We start from the raw sequence: 19,741 nt of genomic DNA, 5'->3' as shown, positions 1-19,741 counted from the left end.
CATGCAACACATCATCCGTACACTGATCCTGGCGGCAGGTATCAGCTGCTTTCAGCAATACAGCTTCGCACAGGACAAAACGCAGGGCGTGATCCATTATGATATTACCTATCATATTCATGCCTCTCTCAAGCCTGACCAGATGCAATACAAAGACCTGGTACCGGAAACCATTGTGGAGAAAGCAGAACTGAAATACAACGGACAACGCCTGAAATCCTACTTTAATGATGACATACAAAATGAACAGGACGGCGTCAATACCAGTATCAAGGTGTCTTCTGAAGACGGCAATGAAAAATATGCGGACGTAGACAGGAAGACTCTCTGGTGGGTTGACAAAGCAAAGAATCCTCCTGTGTTGGTCGAGAGATCCTTGTTTGAAAAGGATGAAGACCAGGCAACAGAAAGTGCTGAAACACAAAAAATACTGGATTATAACTGCAGAAAGTTGGTCGTTAAATCCAAGAACGGTCCGCTCACGATCTGGTATACTACGGAACTTCCTTTGAAGGCTGGCACCCCGGCAAGTGCCTTTACTGATAAAGGTGTAGTGCTGGCCCTTGATAGCAAAAAAATGAGTTTCAAAGCAACCAGCATTGAGTTCGTACCGGTGACTGAGACAGACGTAACTCCCCCTGCTGACCTAAAAATCGTGAAGAATAGCGACCATAAAGGAATCTAGCCGTTCTATAAGGGCAGGAGGGAAGAGGTTAGTCCTTTCTGATCCTGTCCCTTTCATCTTTTGATCCCCCCTCTTTGCCGGAAGACTTCAAAGTGCCTGTACCAAAGGGTCTTGCGTAGGAAAGCTTGAAGATAGGGGAGTAACCGGATTCCAGATTGATCTTAACATGGTTCCTGATGTGAAAAGCTTCTTCTGCAACAGTTCCATAGTATACACTGAAGTTCATCGTTGTAAAAATATCTGAAACAGACAACTGAATACTGCCGGCGTTATTTCTCAGTTCCTTTTTGATGCCAGCACTCACCGTACCCATGCTGCCTACCTTGATAATGCCATTGTAAGACGTTGCATTGTACCAGCCGGTCAATTCAGCAGAGTAACCCTTTGGCAGTGTAAAGGATTCGGTAAAGTTGAAAGAATATCCCCAATAACTTTTTGTAACAGGCTGTAAGGTATGATCTGCTTTGAACTGCCGTAATCCGCCGGTAAAACTGTAGCTCATGTTCCACCAGTCAGTTGCTTTCAGAGGCAGGGTAGCCTGAAAGGTAATATTATCCTGGTACACAAGGTTTTGCGGAGAAATGTATAAGAGGTTGGCTGCTGCGCTTTGACTTAACTGGTAGCGGGCAATGGGATGGTTGTCTCTGCTGAAAAGCAGGGAAAAACTATACGCGTCATAGCTATATCCCAGCTTAATATTATTTGTAATGGTCGGCATCAGCTGTGGATTACCCGCATAGATGGCAGTAGGATCACTGTAGGCCACGAAAGAGGCGAGGTCATTGTACGAGGGTCTGGCGATCCTTTTTGTGTAAGACAATTGCAGTGCCGAACGCGCATTCAGTTTTTTGTTCAGGAAAATGTCAGGGAATAGGGTGGCCAGTTTCCGGTCTACGTTATTTTTCCCCGTCCTGGTATTTTCCATTATTGTACGGGCATATTCGAATCTTGCTCCTGCGGTCAGACTAAGAGAAGGCGTTATATCGATATTGGCGGACATGTAGGCTGCGGCGATACTTTCCTTCATCTTCATGTCATTGATGGTTTCTGTCCTGTTTACCCAGTGGCCGTCCACCCAGCTCTCTATGCGTGATACCGTGTTACTCCCGGTATATGTACCCTTGATGCCTGATTCCATTTTAATCTTGTCGCTGAACTGCCTGCTGTAATCGGCCCTGATCACGCCGACCTGTATCAGCGTATTTGCAAAACCTCGCTGGAAAGGAGAAAACAAACTGTCATTATTGTCGATTTGTTCACCGGCTTTGTTGCGTAAAAAGCCGGATACAAGGGAGGGGTTATAATTTTTAAAATAGAGATAGTCCATATCAAAACTAAACTTTGATGTCGGATTGATCGCCTTCTCAAGATATATGGACGATACCAGGTTATACCAGCTGTTTACCCGGCTGATGTTGCCATCAAATGTTAACAGGGAATCGGGCAGTAAAAGATACTGTGCAGAAGGATGATTAGCGGTTTTTGCCCGGCTGATGTTGTACGTCAGGTTGGCGCCGACAGTGGTTTTACTATTAGGTTTCAGGTCCAGTCCAAGCGTAATATCGTGATTCTGCTGGAGCAAGCGGGTAATATCCTTGCCTCTTACCTCCATGCGACCACCAAAAACAGGCATGTCCTGGTAACTGAGTATATCAATATCACTGTAGCTGCGGTTCAGGTTGTAACTATAGGAGCCATAGCTGTTGAGTTTCGCTGCATTATGAGAGAGGCTAATACTGGCAGCGGCTTTTTCCCTGTAGCCATAACCGCCAGTTACAGATAGCGTTCCGTTGGTTCCCTGCTGTTTGTCTTTTTTCAATATGATATTGATCATGCCAGCGCTTCCATCTGCATCATATTTGGACGAAGGAGTGCTCAACAATTCTATTTTTTCAATATCATCTGCACTCATGCCACTTAACAGGTTGACCAGCTGTTCCAGTGGCATGCGCATCAGCTTACCGTTCAGCATGACTGTTACACCGCTTTTCCCATTCAGTGCAATACTATTATTCCTGTAATCAATCACAACACCGGGCGATCTTTCCAGTACATTAAGCGCTGTGCTGCCTTTAGTAAGCAGGCTGCTCTGGACATTGACCACCATACCTTCTGCCTGTTGCTGTAACAATGGCTTTTCCGCCTGTATAACTACCTCACCCAGTTGTTGCGCACCTTCGGTAACAACCTGTAGCCCGAAGTCCCTGCTTGCCTGTTGTGCAGTCAGCTCAAACACCGGGGAGTTCCAGGTTTGAAAACCCATACTGTTAAAGCGCAGGATATATTTTCCGGCGGGCATGTTCCTGATCAGGTATGCACCTGTTTCGTCTGTCAGCGCTGTCTTTACTAGCGTGGTATCTGATCCGTTCAGCAATATTACATGCGCAAAAGGTACCGGTAGTCCGGTACTGGTGGCAAACCTTCCCGAGATCTGTCCGGAAGCCTTTGCAAGAAAAAGAATGCAACACAGGAGGAATGGCAGTTTTTTCATATTTTATTGATTTAACGGGACTCAATTGCTCTGGCAGCCAAACGCTGGCTGTTGCAAACAACACACTACTGCAAAGAAATACGCTGTGAAAAGGGTGAAAAAATGGTATTGACCATCAACAGGAATGGATTGATCAAAGGCAATAAACTGTACCGAAGCCCTGTAATAGTTGAAAAATGGGAGGGGAGAACCTCTCCTGTAGCCGGAGGAACAATTGGTCAATTATTTCCTGCAGTTCAGATAGTATTGCTTCCAAATAGGTGAAAACTGATGTAACTTTCAAAAAGGCTTTTTTCATTCAGTGCTGAAAAATCCAGGTGAGATGAACGCTTTACGATATGATCATTCAAAGGAAAACTGGTTGTTGAGGTATAAACTTCACCATATTCCTTTCTGGGCCTTGTATCACTTTACGTGGTGGACGGTGGCTATCGGTAATCCTGTAAAGGCCTTCACCGCCATCTTCCTCACTCCTTTTATATTAAAGTTTTTATTCTATGTGCTATTCCAGGCACTCGCAGTTTATTTTAACCTTTATTATCTCATCCCAAAGTACCTCGAAAAGGCCAGGTTCACACAGTACATAATATTGTCTTTAATAACTGTTGTCAGTGCATCCCTGCTTATTATTCCCGGTTATTACCTGAGCGTTTTTCTTTCCGGGCAAACCATGCAGCAGGCTTATGGCGCCAATGGAGATTGTTTTTATGGGTACCTGGGCAGTACATTACCTTCCACGCTGGCCGCCATGACGCTGGCAATGAGCATCAAGCTGGGAAAGAACTGGCTGCAAACGCAGCGAAAGCAGCAGCTACTGGAGAAGGAAAAACTGGAAACAGAGCTGAACTTCCTCAAGCATCAGTTCAATCCGCATTTTCTTTTCAATACGATCAATTCTATTTTCTTCCTGATCCATAAGAACCCGGATATGGCGTCTGCTTCGCTGGCGAAATTCTCAGAACTGTTAAGATATCAGTTATATGAATGTAATGACAGGCAGATCCTTCTGTCTAAGGAGATCTCTTATATGGAGAATTCTATAGAGCTGGAACGATTAAGGCAGAACGACAACATGGAAGTAACGGTAGAGATAGTGCAGGAGAACAATAGCCCGTGGGGAATAGCGCCATTTATCCTGATGACATTCGTGGAAAATGCGTTTAAGCATGTGTCAAAACATGCGGATAAACCCAACTGGATCAGGATACATCTTGAGCAGAAGGATGAATTGCTAAGCTTTGCTGTATCCAACAGTACATCGGACATGACCAGTAATGATATCGTACACTACGGTGGTATTGGCCTGAAGAACGTACAGCGAAGGTTGGACCTGATATATCCCGGTCAGTACAACCTGGATATACAGTCGCACAATGACAGATTTGACGTCAGGCTGCAGCTACATCTGACAGCATTGGAGCTGCCATTGCCCATGCAAAAAATAGCCTGAACCTAATAATACTTGTATGAAGATGAATTGCGCAATTATTGACGATGAACCGCTTGCCAGGGAAGGCCTTTCAAATTATGTGAGAGAGGTTGAGTTTCTTCATCTTGTCGATACCTGTACCAACCCCCTAGAATTGATCCAGCTATTGGACAAACACACCGTGGATCTTATTTTTCTGGATATCCAGATGCCGAAAATGAATGGGCTGGATTTTCTGAAGATCGTCCCAAAACCACCTATGGTTATCATTACAACTGCGTTTCCCAGCTATGCATTGGAAGGATTTCAGCTGAATGTAATGGACTATCTGTTGAAACCTATCACTTTTGACCGTTTCTTTAAAGCGGCCAACAAAGCGAAGGAATACTACCAATTGCTGAATAAAACGGTACAACCCGATGCCCATAAGACAGAGAAAGAGGAAGATTATTTTTTCATCAAATGCGGCAGCAAATATGAAAAGATATATTTCAACGATATCCTGTATGTACAGGGCATGCAGAATTATGTAACGATCTATACCAGCAAAGGGAAATACATGACATTGTTGTACCTGAAGAACCTGGAAGAGAACCTGGACAAAAAAGCCTTCATCAGGGTGCATAAATCCTATATTGTCTCTATCGATAAAATAGAGGGCATTGAAGGGAACGAGATATTTATCCGGTCAAATAAAATACCCATTAGCAGGAATTATCATGACATGGTAATTGAACAGGTGGTGAAGAATAAATTGTGGGATAAGATCAGGTTCTCCTGATTTCCTGTTGCCGCTGGTCGGGGAACAATATATGGAAAACGAAGCGCTTAAAAATGGGAGATCCTGAAGTAGGAAATGGTATTGGGATAAATAAAGCCAGGGCAGCAACGAGGGGATTTTGAGAAACTATCTATTTAACATAATATAAATTATACGTATTATATAGAAGTAAAGTAACTGGTAGGTAGATGGTATAAAGCAGCCATAGATCTAAGTCCTGGGGTTATTCAACTGCAATTATAGGCTTTAATCCGTGAACAGCCTTCAGCCATTTTATTCATTTTATATCGGCCTTGCAAAAGATAAATGCTGCGGGAATTTTGTTGCCGGACCGCAACCTTTAAGCGGGAAAATTTTACTTTTTTTTACACGCTGAGCCGCATAACGGATCAATGCATTCCGACTCGTCCCGGAATCTTTTATGGGTGCAAAATGAATGTTTCGAAACGACTCAGCGATCTTATACAGGATCCGTATTGAGCCAATTTCTGATTCAAATCGTCAGCCAAATTGTTATGTTAATCTGAATATAACGGCTAGATTTGCGCCTTTATACGCGTTACGGTTTCGATCTGAGTTGGCATATAAAACGCATACAGGCTGACAGGCGACAGACATTTACTTTTTGTTTATTCTATGCTGATGCATGCATAAAAAGAATCAGATCCGGGGCTTTAAATTCTTACTACAAATTACAGAAAATTTAAACAATGGCGATCAATATACTTGGAATATCCGGCAGTTTGAGAAGTTCTTCTTCAAATACGGCATTGCTCAGGGCTTGTGCGGTAATTGCGCCTGCCGATGTCAATATGACGATCTATGAAGGTCTGGATAAGCTCCCTTATTTCAGTCCTGAGTTGGATACGGAAGGCTCCTCGCCTGCCGATACGGTACTTTCTCTGAGAAACCAGGTACGCGCTGCAGATGCCGTTATTTTCAGCACACCCGAATACGCTTTCGGCGTTCCGGGCGTGCTGAAAAATGCCCTGGACTGGCTTGTTTCCTCTGGTGAATTTACCCATAAACCTACGGGGGTGATCAGTGCTTCACCGCTTGCAACCGGCGGCGATAAAGCACATGCATCATTGGTACAGACATTGAAAGTAATGACGGCCGATATCCAGGAAGAATATAAGCTCATTATTCCTATTGTGCGCACTAAAATGGACCCAATGGGAAACGTGACCGATCCGGAGCTGAAAAGTTCATTGCTGGCGCTTGTTAATCACCTGGCGGCTAGAATCTCCAGCGCAGACCAGCATTAGCGCCCAATCCACCAATGTTGATGTAAGATTTCAGGTCGTTTGACGGCTGATCATTATTCTTGTAATTCACCGTTGCGCCTTGCTGGCTTACCGGCGTGTTGGAATGCTGATCCAGCGTTGTTACATACTTCGTATGCCGTTCAGCGGTCGACATGTCGTTCAGGCCACGATGTTGTGTAGAGATCACGCTACCATTGGCAGGATTCAAAAGGGAAATCTTCTCATCATAGGCTGTGACTTCCTTTTCTTTGCTGCGTACAGGAATATTTCTGTATTCCGCTTCAACAAAAATGTCAAGTCGTTTTGCGACCGGGAAGGCAACACCAATTGCTCCCTGGAAACCGACCGTAACGTTCGGTTTTACGGTTTCGTTCCGGTGGATGGCTGTTTGCGTCAGTACCGTCTGACCGCCAACGGATGCAGTGCCGCTGCGGCTGGCGTCAGTTTCGATCTTCAGGTTGCCCCACAAAGGTATGACCATCCCGAAACGAACGTAAGGATTCACCTTTTCGAATCCAGGGCTGATCACAACGCCGGGCGCAAAGTCAATGGCATCTACGTAGCCGTGAGATTCAATTTTGCCGAGTGTCTGACCGCTGCCGGCCATCGTAGTGACTTCGCGGGTCATCAGGTTTTTCTTGCTGCGATAGTAGTTAAATGTTCCTTCAACAGCAATATAACGGTTGATGTTCCAGCCAAAGGAGAGTCCTCCCCTCCCACCAGCGCCATACGAGCCTGTTAATACCTTTTCTGAGACAGACGTAGACGATTCCGTTGTAGGATTATACTCCAGGTGCTGGTCATGCGGCTGATAACTGCCTACTTTAGGGAACTGGCCCGGAAATACACTGAAATAGTAACCTCCTGCAATCTTTACATAAAATTTGGACGTGGGTTTAATACTCTGTGCCTGGGTTGCTGGCATAGAAGCGACAGCGCATAGTGCCGCCAATAGGGCTGCTTTTGGTTTCATAACGGAATTTTTGGGTAAAAAACTTAACTATGATCGATATCGGTAAAGGTAACAATTAATATGCCCAACAACGGAAATGTAAGTACTAAAATGCTTCTGCGAGAGACAGGTACAATCCTGATTGCCGCTGTTCGCCGGAGCGCTTTTCACCCCAGGCATAATCTATACGCATGGTCAGCCTGGCGCCTTCGTCGTAGAACCAGCGTACGCCCAGGCCATAACTTGGTTTAAAGTGCGACATGGCAATATCCCTGTTGTTGAATACCGCACCGGAACCGCCAAATGCGGCCAGCGCGAATTTGGGTTGCATATGTACAAACCAGATATTGATCGGGATCTTTGGGTCAAGAAAATAACGATATTCCACCTGTCCGGCCAGGTAATTCTGATCTCTGTACCTGCCAGTATAATATCCGCGCATCATAAGATCGTTCCCCATTTCGGGCAACAGGTAAAATGGCCGTCTGCTTCCCTGCAGTGAGTTGAATAAGCCATTAAAACCTACAGTGCTTTTCGGAGAGATAGAAATAAAGTGACGTAGTTGCCCGTCTATCTTCCATAATTCATGTTTACTGAGAAAGCCCGGCGCATAAGCGATATTCAGGCGTACCCAGGTGCCCGTGCGTGTATAGTTCTGGTTATCCCTGTTGTCAAATATACCCGTGGCGCCGATGAAAGTAACATGTCCTCCGTCTTTGTCCACCAGCGGCATATCAGGGTATACCCCCTTATTCTCACGTGCGTTATATTCATCCTTCTGGTACAATAAAGACATCCCTGCATAGAAATGCCCGCCTATACGACGTTCAGCCTCCAGCTGTACCTTATAACGCTTATTATCGAGCAGGGTAGCTCCGGCTTTGCGTGTAGTATCTCCCAATCCATAAAAATTGATAGGGAAGTCATGATAACGGAGATTACTTTTAAAATGCCAGTTATTACCATCCGTCCAGATATCTGTTTTCAGATCTATTTTCAGCTGATGCTCCGTTGTAACGGCTGGAATGAGGTTAATTGTAGAATTGCGGAGTGCGGGATCCCTGGAAGTGTAGAAAGAATACAACATAGCGGCTCCTATCTCCAGTCCTTTCTCAGGTGAGTAACCCAATACCGGCAGCGGAAAAAAGCTGCGTTTATGCGGTACGATAGTATCCGCCGGGGCGCTTTGTGTTGTATCTTTCTGCTGCTGCGCTATCAGTCCCTGGCTCAATGCCAGTAGTGTTGCTGTAAAAATTATGATCCTTTGCATACTCATCCGGGATGCAAAGAAACAACTTTTATGCTACTTTCTGTCACTGTGCCCCAGGCTCTTTTCCGGAGCTACTTTATCTCTTATAATCTGCTTGATTTCTTTTATATCGGGAAAATGCCCCAATTCCTTTCGGTTGATCAATGCTATACCGTCAACATAAATGATATAACTACCATTCACCTCACTTGGCTGTAATGTAACGCTGTAAATGTCTTCAGCAAAGGTTGTCAGCAGTTCCTGTGCCATCCATGCTGCCCGCATCAGCCATCCGCATTTCGGACAATATTCTATTGTTACTGTCGGTTTCATCTGTGTCTGACAATTAGTAATTGTTTATCATATGCAACTAATGTAAATTATCCGGCCCAAAGTTTGTGTAAGCCTAAAAAAACATACAATGCTCCTCACATTAGTACCTCTTATTCGTCCGAAAGATACAACGAATCACAATATTTTAGATTTTGAAAATTTGCATCCGTTTTTTTTATAATTTTAGCACAGCATTCAGGTAACCCTTAAAGATCGTTTGTGCCGACAACTAGACTATCAATGTGGATTGTCCGAACTAACTTATATACTTATATATATCTGGCATTACTATGTACTTTAGCTACTAATGTTTCTGCGCAGATAACTGAACTGGAGAAACATCCCCAAAAGGATACTGTACGCATTCGTATACTAAACCAGCTAAGCCGTAATTCCTTTCCTAAAGACGCTGCTAAAACAACGCAATATGCCAGTGAAGCTCTCAGGCTGAGCGATAGCCTGCACTTCCGGCCTGGCATTATGTGGGCTACCCGCAATCTGGCACTGGCTGAGAACATTAAAGGGAACCTGGAGAAGCAGCTGGATCTGACTATCAATGCGCTTAAGCTGGCCGAGGAATTAGATGATAAATATGCTATCGGCGTACTGAACACAGATATGGGAAATATCCTCGTGGAACAGGATCAGCCCAGGCAAGCCTTACGTTATCAGAAAAAGGCGTTGCGCATTAAACAGGCCCTGGGGCAACCCGCAGAGATCGCCCGTACATTGAACAGCATCGGCGCAAGTTATATTCGTCTCAATAAGTCAGATTCAGCGTTGCACTTTATGCTGGAATCGGAGCGGATCAAATTGTCGCTGAACGATCATCCGGGGCTGGCCATCACTTATGAAAATATTGGGCTGATCTATACGCAGAAGCAACAATATGCAATGGCCCTGCCTTATTTCGAGATCTCTGAACAGTATTATAAAGAGGCAGATAATACCAATGGCCTGGTGAAGTCCCATCTCAACATAGCTTTCGCCAAAACCATGTTGCACAGTTATGAAGAAGCGGAACAACACCTTGCTGCAGCTGCACAGCTGAACAGCAATCTCAGGAACATGAAAAATACGCTGATCTATCATAAGAACATGGCCGCGCTGGATTCTGCCCGTGGCAACTATGCAGGCGCTCTGGCCAATTATAAGGAGTTCAGCAGGATAAATGAGGAGATGTTCAGTGTTGAGAAGACGAAATTTATCGCCAATACAAAAGAGAAATACGAGTCGGAGAAGAAACAGCATGAAAACAAATTACTGCGGAAGGAACAGCAATTACATCTTGCTACCATCAAACAACAGCGCATCCTCGTCATCTTTTGTGGCATGTTGCTACTGGGGCTTTTTGTGATCACCGCTGTACTTTACCTGATGTACAGGCGGCAGCAGGAACTGTATAGCCAGCTGAATCATCGCAATACACAGGTACAACAGCAGAATAAGATCATCATGGAGCAGAATGCGGCCCTGGAAAGCGGTAGTCAGGTAAAAGACAAGATATTCTCAGTTATCTCACACGACCTGCGTTCTCCCCTGGCCATTCTTGAAGGACTGCTCTTCCTGTTAAGAGACGAGAAGATGTCTGAAGAACAGTTCAGGATCTTTTCCCATGAACTCTGGCGTGACATGAAAAATACAGCCTATATGATGGATAATCTCCTCCAGTGGGCCAGCAGCCAGATGAAAGGCATTCATGTTACTCCGGACGATTTTGACATCAGTGCAGTTCTTAAGAGTGAGTTTGAACTCCTGCAGTCTCTTGCCAAACAGAAAGAGATAACGCTGACGCACGAACTGCAACGCCCTATAATGGTATATGCAGACCCCGATATGATCAGGCTCGTGCTCAGAAACCTGATCAGTAACGCGATCAAGTTTACGCCAGTCAATGGTGCTGTGAATATTAACTACCTGTTACTGCCCGATAAAATTGAACTGATAGTACAGGACAATGGCCTGGGAATTGCCGTGCCGGATCAGGCAAAAATATTCTCCAACATCTATTATTCCACCAGCGGCACCCGCAATGAGAAAGGCTGTGGGCTCGGATTGCCTTTGTCGAAAGATTTCATTGAACGCAATAACGGCAGAATATGGTTCCACAGCGCTTCCGGAAAAGGTACAAGCTTCCACTTCACGCTTCCTTTATCCCTGGAGGAAGAGATGTCGAACAGGGGGTATACGATCATTGTAAAAGATAATCACGGAAGCATTGTGAACAGCTGATTATTCCCTGTTCCCCGCTTGCCCGCATTCCGGAATTGTCTCATTCCTCAGGTATAAATACAAAGGACTCCTCACGGAGTCCCTGATAAGATCAATGTTCCGGAAAATAACATCCGGGCGCCCTGAAATTACAGGTCTGGCGCATTGAATGTATCTCCCTGTTTTATATCACCGGTTTCAAATCCTTTCTTAAACCATCGTACGCGCTGCTCTGAGGTACCATGCGTAAATGCATCCGGTACCACATGTCCCTGTGCCGCTTTCTGCAAAGCGTCGTCACCCACAGCGCTTGCTGCATTAAGTGCCTCTTCTATATCTCCCGGTTCCAGTATATTGTGTTTCTTTTGTGCATGATGCGCCCATACCCCTGCCAGGAAATCGGCCTGTAATTCAAGCATAACAGACAGCTTATTGTATTCCCGCTCACTCAGCTGGGCGCGCATGGCCTGTACCTTACGACTGGTACCCAACAGGTTCTGTACGTGATGCCCCACTTCATGTGCAATTACGTAAGCCATGGCGAAATCGCCAGCAACTTTGAAGCGCTGTTCCATTTCAGTAAAGAAATTCAGATCCAGGTATACCTTCTCATCTGCAGGGCAGTAAAAAGGACCCATGGCCGATTGCGCCGCACCGCAGCCAGATTGATCGTAGTCCGTGTACAAGACCATACCAGGATCTTTATAGTTCCTGTTCATCTGGGAAAATAGCTCTCCCCACACATCTTCCGTATCTGCCAGTACCGTAGACGCAAACCTGGAGATCTCGTCACTGTTGCTGGTTACTGTGCGGGATTCAGACTGCGGTGCATTGCCGCTGCCCTGCTGCACGGATTGTAATGCCTGCTGCGGGTCCTGGTTAAATAACAGGGCCAGCACCACGATAATAATGCCTCCAATACCCCCACCAATACCTATCGTTCGCATACCACCACCGCCGCCACGGCGATCCTCTACATTGTCGCTTAATCTTCTGTTTTGCCAGCGCATATTTAGATTTTTTTATATGTCGAAAGTACAGAAATTTTAGTCCCCTTTTATCATCACAATTTCCCTGCCTGATTCAGCTGTAGTCTATGCTTCATTTTTTTTAATACCTGTTTTTTACATATATTGGGTAGTGCTGTACCCTCATTGTTACACCTCTACATTAATGAAGCTATGCAATTTACAGACTTCTGGATCGGGAAAATACAGGCAGACAAACTACCCGAAGCACTCGACACCGCAGGCTTGATCAAATACCTGTCTTTATACACCTCCGATGAGCAATGCTTCCAAATACTCTTTCAATGGCATGAAACAACCTTAAAGCGCAGTAATGAATGGTGGTTCCCCCGGCAGGAGATCCTGAACATCATTCAGGAGAAGATCAGCAGAAAAGGGCTGACCAATACCCTGCGCCTCTGCCTGGAACTGCTGGACACCACAGAGAAAAGAACAGCGACGATAATGGCCGATAAGGTAAATATCCAGATAGACATCATCCTGCACGGTGGTCCTGAACTGATTATCAGTCGCCGGGACTCTTTGGGTATCCTTGTCATCGAATTCCTGTCGAATATCAGAAGCACAAGGCAAAGGGAATGCTGGACAGCTTTCATCGATCACTGTCTGAACGCCGGAGAAAGCAGTGTTCCCAACCGTAAGTGGTGGAAACGGGCAAAGGAACTGGTAGGTCGTATTAACACCGAGCATTTCATTATGAAGCTGAAAGACTGGATATCCTTCTGTCAGGGGCTCCTCATGAAACAGCATGCAGGGCGCACCTATAGTTTCATTGATTATTATATCGATTATCTCAGTGCCATCAATCATAACCTGCTGAAGGCCATCATATGGTGCAGTGCCCTGCCCGGCAACAAGGAATTGCTGGACATGCTGGAACCATATGCCATATGGGCGTATAAAAAGAAAGGCAACGGCGGCCCGCTATCCGTCAAAACCGGTACCGCCTGCATCTATGCCCTCAGCTTCCTGCCTTTCAGGGAGGCGCTGACCAGGATCAGCAGGTTCAGGTCGGTGATCAGGCATACAGGCGCAATAAAAAGCATCGATAAGATCCTGCATGACCTGGCAGAGCAGCATAACATTCCTCCTTATGAACTGGAAGAATATATTGTACCCGATTTTGGCCTGGACAATGCAGGAACGGTCCGCATGTCCGTAGCACCCGATCTCACAGGCGTTTACACCATCAGCAACACCGGTAAATCAGGTATCTCCTGGGAAAAGGATGGTAAACCGGCTAAAGGTCCGCAGTCCACGTTTGCTCCCGGACAGGAGTTCAGGCGTCTGGCCAGGGATATAGACCAGGCATTGATAGACAACTGCGCCAGGATAGAAAGGACCTTTATGCGAATGACCCCATGGTCATACAAGCACTGGAAGACCTATTACCTGGATCATCCGTTGGTGAAAACGCTTGCCACGCGGCTGATCTGGAACTTTCATACAAACGGTGTACGAACGACCGGCTACTGCCTGGAGGGCCACATCATCGACCATAAAGGAAGACCGCTCACCATCACCGAAGAGACAGCCGTGAGTCTGTGGCATCCTATGCATGAACAGGCCCAAATGGTGAAGGCCTGGCGCGATTTCCTGGTGCAACGTCATATAGACCAGCCTTTTAAACAGGTGAACCGCGAAATATATACACCTAATAATGAAGAACTGGCTGACGGTTTTTACTCCTCCCGGTTTGCCTCACAAGTGCTCAATAAACAGAAGTTTAAAAGCGTTATCACACAGCGCGGCTGGACACTGAGACACAAAACGCCACACAATTGGGCTTATATACCCTATATGATACTGACCGACTGGGATATCAGGATCAACTTCTTTGCAGACAGGAAAGAGGAAGAAACGGTGCTCACAGATATGATCAATTTTTACAGGGAGGGCGAGCCGCTCCCGCTCAGGGATGTTCCCGCAGTTGTTTTCTCAGAGACGATCAGGGACATCAGCTATTTTGTGACAACAGCAGGCAGTACGGAACTGCACAACCGATCCTGAATAAGGCTGCGTGCGTCTTATTTTACGTAACTTTACGTCATGCTAAACCCTGCCATTTCCTACACACGCATAACAAGAGTACAGGATACGATTGTTACGGCAACAGAAGATGCGCTGGCAGCTGAAGAGCCGCTCGAAATTCAGCTGATCTACGGGCCACTGGCCGACAGACAGCAGCAGAGCATCTCGGTTACCATGCGTACACCCGGCCAGGATCCTGAACTGGCTACAGGGTTTCTCTATACAGAAGGGATCATCCGTTCTGAGAAGGACATCAAAGCTATCTGCTCCGACAGCGACATCACCAACACCATACAGGTAAGCCTGCACGAACATGTCATCCCCGTCCTGAAGACGGCGCAGCGAAACTTTGTTGCCAATTCCGGGTGCGGCATGTGTGGTAAAACAGATCTTTCCGCTATCTATACACCTGTTACAGCAGCTACACCAGCGCAGCCTGTCGCAAAGTGGCCTGCAGAGCTGATCCATCGTCTGCCAGACCTGCTCCGCCATCAGCAACAGCTTTTCGACGATACCGGTGGTATACATGCGGCTGCGCTATTCGATCAGTCTTCAACGTTATTACTGATGCGTGAGGATATCGGGCGTCATAATGCGGTGGACAAACTGGTAGGCGCCGCTTTGCAGCAGCAACTCCTCCCTATGCATGCATATCTCCTCCTGCTCAGTGGCAGGGCGGGATTTGAACTGATCCAGAAAGCCGCCATGGCGGGTATTAAAGTCATCGCCGCTGTTGGCGCCCCTTCCGGAATGGCGGTGAAAATGGCGCATGAATGGGACATTACACTGATCGGATTCCTCCGTCAGCAAAGGTTTAATATTTATTCGGGTGAGCACAGGATAGCAATCGCATCGCTCACCCATCAGCAATGAAAGTCTAACAATGAAGCAACATAATACGACAGATCCTTCCCAGAATCCGGAACACTTCACCGGACATGTTCGTTTGAGCAAGCCTAAAACGGTGGCCGCCGGTATTCCTGCAGTACTGTCCAGCGCTAAACATATCCTGCAGGAAACAGACGTGCTACGTGGCATGAAAGCATTGTTGCATCTCAATCAGAAAGATGGTTTTGACTGCCCGGGCTGTGCCTGGCCCGACCCTGATGACGATCGCTCTTCTATTGCGGAATACTGTGAAAATGGTGTGAAGGCGATTGCCGAAGAAGCTACCAGTAAAAAACTGGACGCAGCATTTTTTGCAAAGAACAGTGTAGCAGAACTGGCTGCACTGACTGATTATGAAATAGGTAAAAAAGGCCGTGTGGCCCAACCGGTCTACCTCGCTCCCGGCGCTACGCATTATCAGCCCATTTCCTGGGAAGACGCCTTTGGGAAAATAGCACAACATCTGAACACACTGGCCTCACCCGATGAAGCCATCTTTTATACTTCCGGCCGTACCAGCAATGAAGCGGCTTTCCTTTACCAGTTATTCGTCAGGGAATATGGTACCAACAACCTGCCCGACTGCTCTAATATGTGCCATGAATCCAGTGGTGTCGCCCTCTCTGATACGTTGGGTATCGGTAAAGGATCTGTAACGCTCGATGACCTGCATAAGGCAGAGGTCATCATCATTCTTGGGCAGAATCCCGGTACCAACCATCCCCGTATGCTTACCGCCCTGCAGAAGGCGAAGGCAAACGGGGCGATGATCATTTCTGTGAATCCCCTTCCGGAAACAGGTTTGCTGAATTTCCTTAATCCGCAGACAGTCAAAGGGATGCTCCACATCAGTACCCAGCTCACCGACCTGTTCCTGCAGGTTAAAATCAATGGGGATATGGCGCTGCTTCAGGCCATCGCCCTGCTCCTGCTGGAAGAAGAGGACCGCCATCCGGGAACCGTGTTCGACCATGGTTTCATTCATAATAATACCAGCGGATTTGATGATTATATCCGGCATCTCCGGCAGCTACAGCTGGAAAAGCTGGCGAATGCCAGTGGTATTTCCCTAGAACAGATCCGTCAGGCGGCATCCATGCTGCTTCACAAAAAGAAGATCGTTGCCTGCTGGGCCATGGGGCTCACGCAGCATAAAAATGCTGTGGATACTATCAAGGAAGTGGTCAACCTCCTGCTTCTGAAAGGCAGCATCGGAAAGGAGGGCGCAGGCACTTGTCCCGTACGTGGCCATAGTAATGTGCAGGGCGACCGTACCATGGGAATTTACGAACAGCCCTCAGACGCACTGCTTAACAAGATACAGTCAGTTTACGGATTCAATCCTCCAAGGAAACATGGCTACGATACGGTAGACGCCATCCGTGCTATGCGCGACGGTAAGGCCAGCGTATTCTTCGCCATGGGCGGTAATTTCCTCTCCGCAACACCTGATACTGAAGTAACTGCACAAGCGCTGCGTAATTGCGCTTTAACCGTACATGTCTCTACAAAACTGAACCGGAGCCACCTGGTGCATGGCAGAGAAGCGATCATTCTGCCCACGCTTGGCCGCAGCGATATGGATGTGCAACAGGGACAAAGGCAGTTCGTAACCTGCGAGAATTCCATGGGCGTGATACAAATGTCCAAAGGTAATCTCCCGCCAATTTCCTCCCACCTGTTAAGTGAGCCTGTGATTGTATGCAGACTGGCCATGGCAACTCTCGGGGAACGTTCCGGTGTAGAGTGGCGACATTATATGCAGCACTATGACTACATCCGTGAGGATATCGAAAAAGTGATTCCCGGTTTCAACAACTATAACACCCGGGTAAGGCATCCGGGCGGCTTTTACCTGCCAAACAATGCAAGGGAAGGACGTTTCAACACCACTACAGGCAAAGCCAATTTTAATGTTGCCAATGTTACAGTGCAACAGCTGGCAGCAGATGAGTACATGATGATGACCATCCGCAGCCACGACCAGTTCAATACCACCATCTACGGGCTGGATGACCGCTATCGCGGTATCTACCAGGAAAGAAGGGTAATATTGATGAACAGCAGGGATATACAGTCTGCGGGACTTAAACCAAATGACGTAGTTGACCTGATCAATAACTTTGAAGGCATGGAAAGGATCGTCCATAAATTCCTGGTGGTGGAGTATAACATCCCGGAAAAATGTACTGCTACCTATTTCCCGGAAGCCAATGCCCTGGTACCGCTCAATAGCGTGGCCGACAAAAGCAATACGCCCACCTCAAAACTGGTTATTATTAAGATCAGGAGATCATCTGAACTGTAAGAAGGCCGGGGCTCTCAGTGCAAAGATGCTGAAGCGGAAGTCTACCGTGGTGGTGGCTTCCCAGAACACAGACTTCATCGGCGCCGGTGCATTCGGGTAATAGTTGGCCGATAACCGCAGGGTATTGATGGACAGGTTTTCATTGCGTACCCTGAATCCCAGCCCCAACCCGGTATAGATAGGGTTCTTAAAGATGTTATTGCTCTTGTAGGTGAGCTGGGAAGCTTGTATGGACGAGAAGAAATTGAACTTGAAACCAAAGATTTTCAAAGGACTGTAATAGGTTGTTTCCGACCTGACATTTAAACGCTGATATCCGCTCAGCGGCACATCTTTATATCCCCATACGCCCAGGTCCCTGTTGATGTTGAGGGGACGGTAGAAATAGTAATTTGGATTACAGATATAGTCGGCATACAGGAACTGGCGCAGCTTACCTCCGGCAAACCTGAAGGCCCTGCTATAGTATTCCACTTTGGCGTGAAGCACAGCATCTTCCGACATGCCATTCTGGAAGAAAGTACTGAGTCCCAGTGTTCCCGACAGGATCCCCTTTCCTTTGGTTACCCAGAATTTTTCAGCTTCCAGGCCGATGTACCCCCTGGTACGTCCCAGCCAGGTCTCCCAGCCCCCCGTTACAGAGGTGGTATATCCCAGCGGAATATCCTCTGTTCGCCCAAACCCGAAGAAATGACTTGTTTTGAAGAACTCCTGCCGGAAAGTGACGACCTGCCCTAAGTAGAAACGGTGGTTATTATAGACAGGGTCAAATTGATAGGCCTCCTGGAAGGGCTTTTTCGTGAATGCCAGGTTAAAATGCCTGATGAGGAATGCCACATTGGGTTTACGACTGTCCGGATTACGGTTGTCCTGTCTCAGGAAGTTGAAACCGCCCCATACGTCCAGGATGTTATACCGGTAATCGCGGTACAGTGTATCCGGCCGCTTGAACATATTAATGGAATAGTTGCTGCTGAAGTTGATCCCGCCTATCCATTTGGCCCCGCTTTTATAGAGCGGCCTGTTGATAGCAACGTAATAGGTCCCTTCATAAGTACCTGAGTCGATCGTATTGATGTTGTTCAGCGTAGTATATCCCCCTGAAAAATCTATGAATGTACCCAGCAGGTTCGTCTTCGTATACCGGGCCTGCGATCCGAAAGGTGGATTGTCCTTATCGCTCCAGGAGCCCCCAATCATAAGACCCTGACCAGCCCCGAACAGGTTGTCGTTGGATATGCTGGCCCGGATGCCTGAAGTGCTCAGGCGCGAGAGGTCAAAGCCATATTCGAATACGTCTTTGGTCACAACCAACAGATCGACGGAGTCTTCAGACACACCTGTATTAATAATATATAGCCGGGCATCCTGTATAAAGGGCCGGTTACGGAGGTAACGCTCGTTGTCAGACATCTCAAAGGGATTGATCGTATCGTTCTGCCTGAAAAAGAGCAGTTGCCGTATCACCCATTCTTCCGAATTGAAGTGCATCCTGTTGGCGAGGTGCACCAGTTTCATGGAGGTAGAAAAGGTGGTATCCTTGATATTACTGGGGCCAAACACATTCACCCGGCGATAGTAAATGTCCCGGATCACCTTCCCGCTAAAGGGTTTAAAATATTGTTCACTTTTGATGATACTGCTGTCTGTGCCGGGTTCGGGTACATTCTGGCGGGTTACTTTCCGGATGAGGGAGTCGCGGTATTGTTTATTCCGGAGGGAATCCCGGTATGCACGCACACGGCCCAGCCAGGAATTGGAATACTTCTTCGACACCGGTATGGTATCGCCCTGCAGGATCACATCCCCCGGTACGATGGTATCGCCCGGAATAATGGGAACGATCGGCACACTGGGCACCCTGGGAAGGAGCGGAAAGATAGTATCCTCCGGAACGGGCGTCATGGGAACGGAAGGCCTCACCGGTACTACCGTATCCGGAACAACAGTGAAACGGGCTCGTTCCTTCCGGAAAGAATTGCCGTACGCCCCTAAAATTCCAAGGGCCAGGCAACAGCTGATCAGGACATAAATTGATATTTTCAGCGATTTTCTCACTCGATCTTAGAAGTAATAAGCAAGCATCT

14 protein-coding genes are annotated in these 19,741 nt (G+C 46.9%); 8 read left to right on the top strand and 6 right to left on the bottom strand.

Going from position 1 to position 19,741, the window contains the following annotated elements; genetic code table 11:
- The first annotated feature begins 1 nt into the window (after position 1).
- Positions 2–685: a GLPGLI family protein gene (locus MYF79_RS18525; RefSeq protein ID WP_247809135.1), complete on the top strand. Its 684-nt coding sequence runs from the start codon at positions 2–4 to the stop codon at positions 683–685.
- A 28-nt stretch (positions 686–713) separates the two neighbouring features.
- Here MYF79_RS18525 and MYF79_RS18520 read toward each other — a convergent pair whose 3' ends face one another.
- The gene (locus MYF79_RS18520; RefSeq protein ID WP_247809134.1) at positions 714–3,176 is read right to left on the bottom strand and encodes an outer membrane beta-barrel protein; all 2,463 of its coding nucleotides are present in this window, start codon (positions 3,174–3,176) and stop codon (positions 714–716) included.
- Positions 3,177–3,498: 322 nt separating this feature from the next.
- Here MYF79_RS18520 and MYF79_RS18515 point away from each other — a divergent pair, with 322 nt between their 5' ends.
- From MYF79_RS18515 to MYF79_RS18505, 3 genes are all read left to right on the top strand, one after another.
- Positions 3,499–4,626 (top strand): sensor histidine kinase, encoded by a 1,128-nt coding sequence (locus MYF79_RS18515; RefSeq protein ID WP_247809133.1) that lies wholly within the window; start codon positions 3,499–3,501, stop codon positions 4,624–4,626.
- A gap of 16 nt (positions 4,627–4,642) precedes the next feature.
- Complete coding sequence (locus tag MYF79_RS18510) at positions 4,643–5,386, top strand: LytR/AlgR family response regulator transcription factor (protein WP_247809132.1); 744 nt, start codon at positions 4,643–4,645, stop codon at positions 5,384–5,386.
- Positions 5,387–6,096: 710 nt separating this feature from the next.
- Complete coding sequence (locus MYF79_RS18505; protein WP_247809131.1) at positions 6,097–6,654, top strand: NADPH-dependent FMN reductase; 558 nt, start codon at positions 6,097–6,099, stop codon at positions 6,652–6,654.
- Here MYF79_RS18505 and MYF79_RS18500 read toward each other — a convergent pair.
- The 3 genes from MYF79_RS18500 to MYF79_RS18490 form a co-directional block, all read right to left on the bottom strand.
- Positions 6,626–7,627 carry an outer membrane beta-barrel protein gene (locus MYF79_RS18500; protein WP_247809130.1) on the bottom strand — a complete coding sequence of 334 codons (1,002 nt, stop codon included), beginning with the start codon at positions 7,625–7,627 and terminating at the stop codon, positions 6,626–6,628. The two genes, MYF79_RS18505 and MYF79_RS18500, sit on opposite strands and share 29 nt — an antisense overlap.
- A gap of 85 nt (positions 7,628–7,712) precedes the next feature.
- Positions 7,713–8,876, bottom strand: a complete 1,164-nt coding sequence (locus MYF79_RS18495; RefSeq protein ID WP_247809129.1) for an outer membrane protein assembly factor — start codon at positions 8,874–8,876, stop codon at positions 7,713–7,715.
- A gap of 33 nt (positions 8,877–8,909) precedes the next feature.
- The gene (locus tag MYF79_RS18490) at positions 8,910–9,188 is read right to left on the bottom strand and encodes a SelT/SelW/SelH family protein (protein ID WP_247809128.1); all 279 of its coding nucleotides are present in this window, start codon (positions 9,186–9,188) and stop codon (positions 8,910–8,912) included.
- Positions 9,189–9,428: 240 nt separating this feature from the next.
- On the opposite strand from MYF79_RS18490, the gene MYF79_RS18485 reads away from it, so the two are divergent.
- Positions 9,429–11,420, top strand: a complete 1,992-nt coding sequence (locus MYF79_RS18485) for a tetratricopeptide repeat-containing sensor histidine kinase (protein ID WP_247809127.1) — start codon at positions 9,429–9,431, stop codon at positions 11,418–11,420.
- Positions 11,421–11,548: 128 nt separating this feature from the next.
- On the opposite strand, the gene MYF79_RS18480 is transcribed toward MYF79_RS18485, so the two are convergent.
- On the bottom strand, positions 11,549–12,409 hold the full coding sequence (locus tag MYF79_RS18480; RefSeq protein ID WP_247809126.1) for a neutral zinc metallopeptidase: 861 nt from the start codon (positions 12,407–12,409) through the stop codon (positions 11,549–11,551).
- A gap of 171 nt (positions 12,410–12,580) precedes the next feature.
- Between MYF79_RS18480 and MYF79_RS18475 the strand changes: the two genes are divergently transcribed.
- From MYF79_RS18475 to MYF79_RS18465, 3 genes are read left to right on the top strand one after another with little or no spacing between them, the layout of a single operon-like run.
- Positions 12,581–14,437, top strand: coding sequence for a DUF4132 domain-containing protein (locus MYF79_RS18475; RefSeq protein WP_247809125.1), 1,857 nt, complete (start codon positions 12,581–12,583; stop codon positions 14,435–14,437).
- Positions 14,438–14,476: 39 nt separating this feature from the next.
- A complete protein-coding gene (fdhD, locus tag MYF79_RS18470; RefSeq protein ID WP_247809124.1) occupies positions 14,477–15,331 on the top strand; it encodes a formate dehydrogenase accessory sulfurtransferase FdhD in 855 nt (284 codons plus the stop codon).
- Between the two features lie 10 nt (positions 15,332–15,341).
- A complete protein-coding gene (locus MYF79_RS18465; RefSeq protein WP_247809123.1) occupies positions 15,342–17,654 on the top strand; it encodes an FdhF/YdeP family oxidoreductase in 2,313 nt (770 codons plus the stop codon).
- On the opposite strand, the gene MYF79_RS18460 is transcribed toward MYF79_RS18465, so the two are convergent.
- Positions 17,640–19,712: a hypothetical protein gene (locus MYF79_RS18460; protein WP_247809122.1), complete on the bottom strand. Its 2,073-nt coding sequence runs from the start codon at positions 19,710–19,712 to the stop codon at positions 17,640–17,642. The two genes, MYF79_RS18465 and MYF79_RS18460, sit on opposite strands and share 15 nt — an antisense overlap.
- Between the last annotated feature and the right edge of the window lie 29 nt (positions 19,713–19,741).

Origin of the sequence: Chitinophaga filiformis (assembly GCF_023100805.1) — a bacterium.
Lineage (GTDB): Bacteria > Bacteroidota > Bacteroidia > Chitinophagales > Chitinophagaceae > Chitinophaga > Chitinophaga filiformis_B.
The sequence above is the reverse complement of the archived record's forward strand: the minus strand, read 5'-3'. Positions and strand labels throughout refer to the sequence as shown.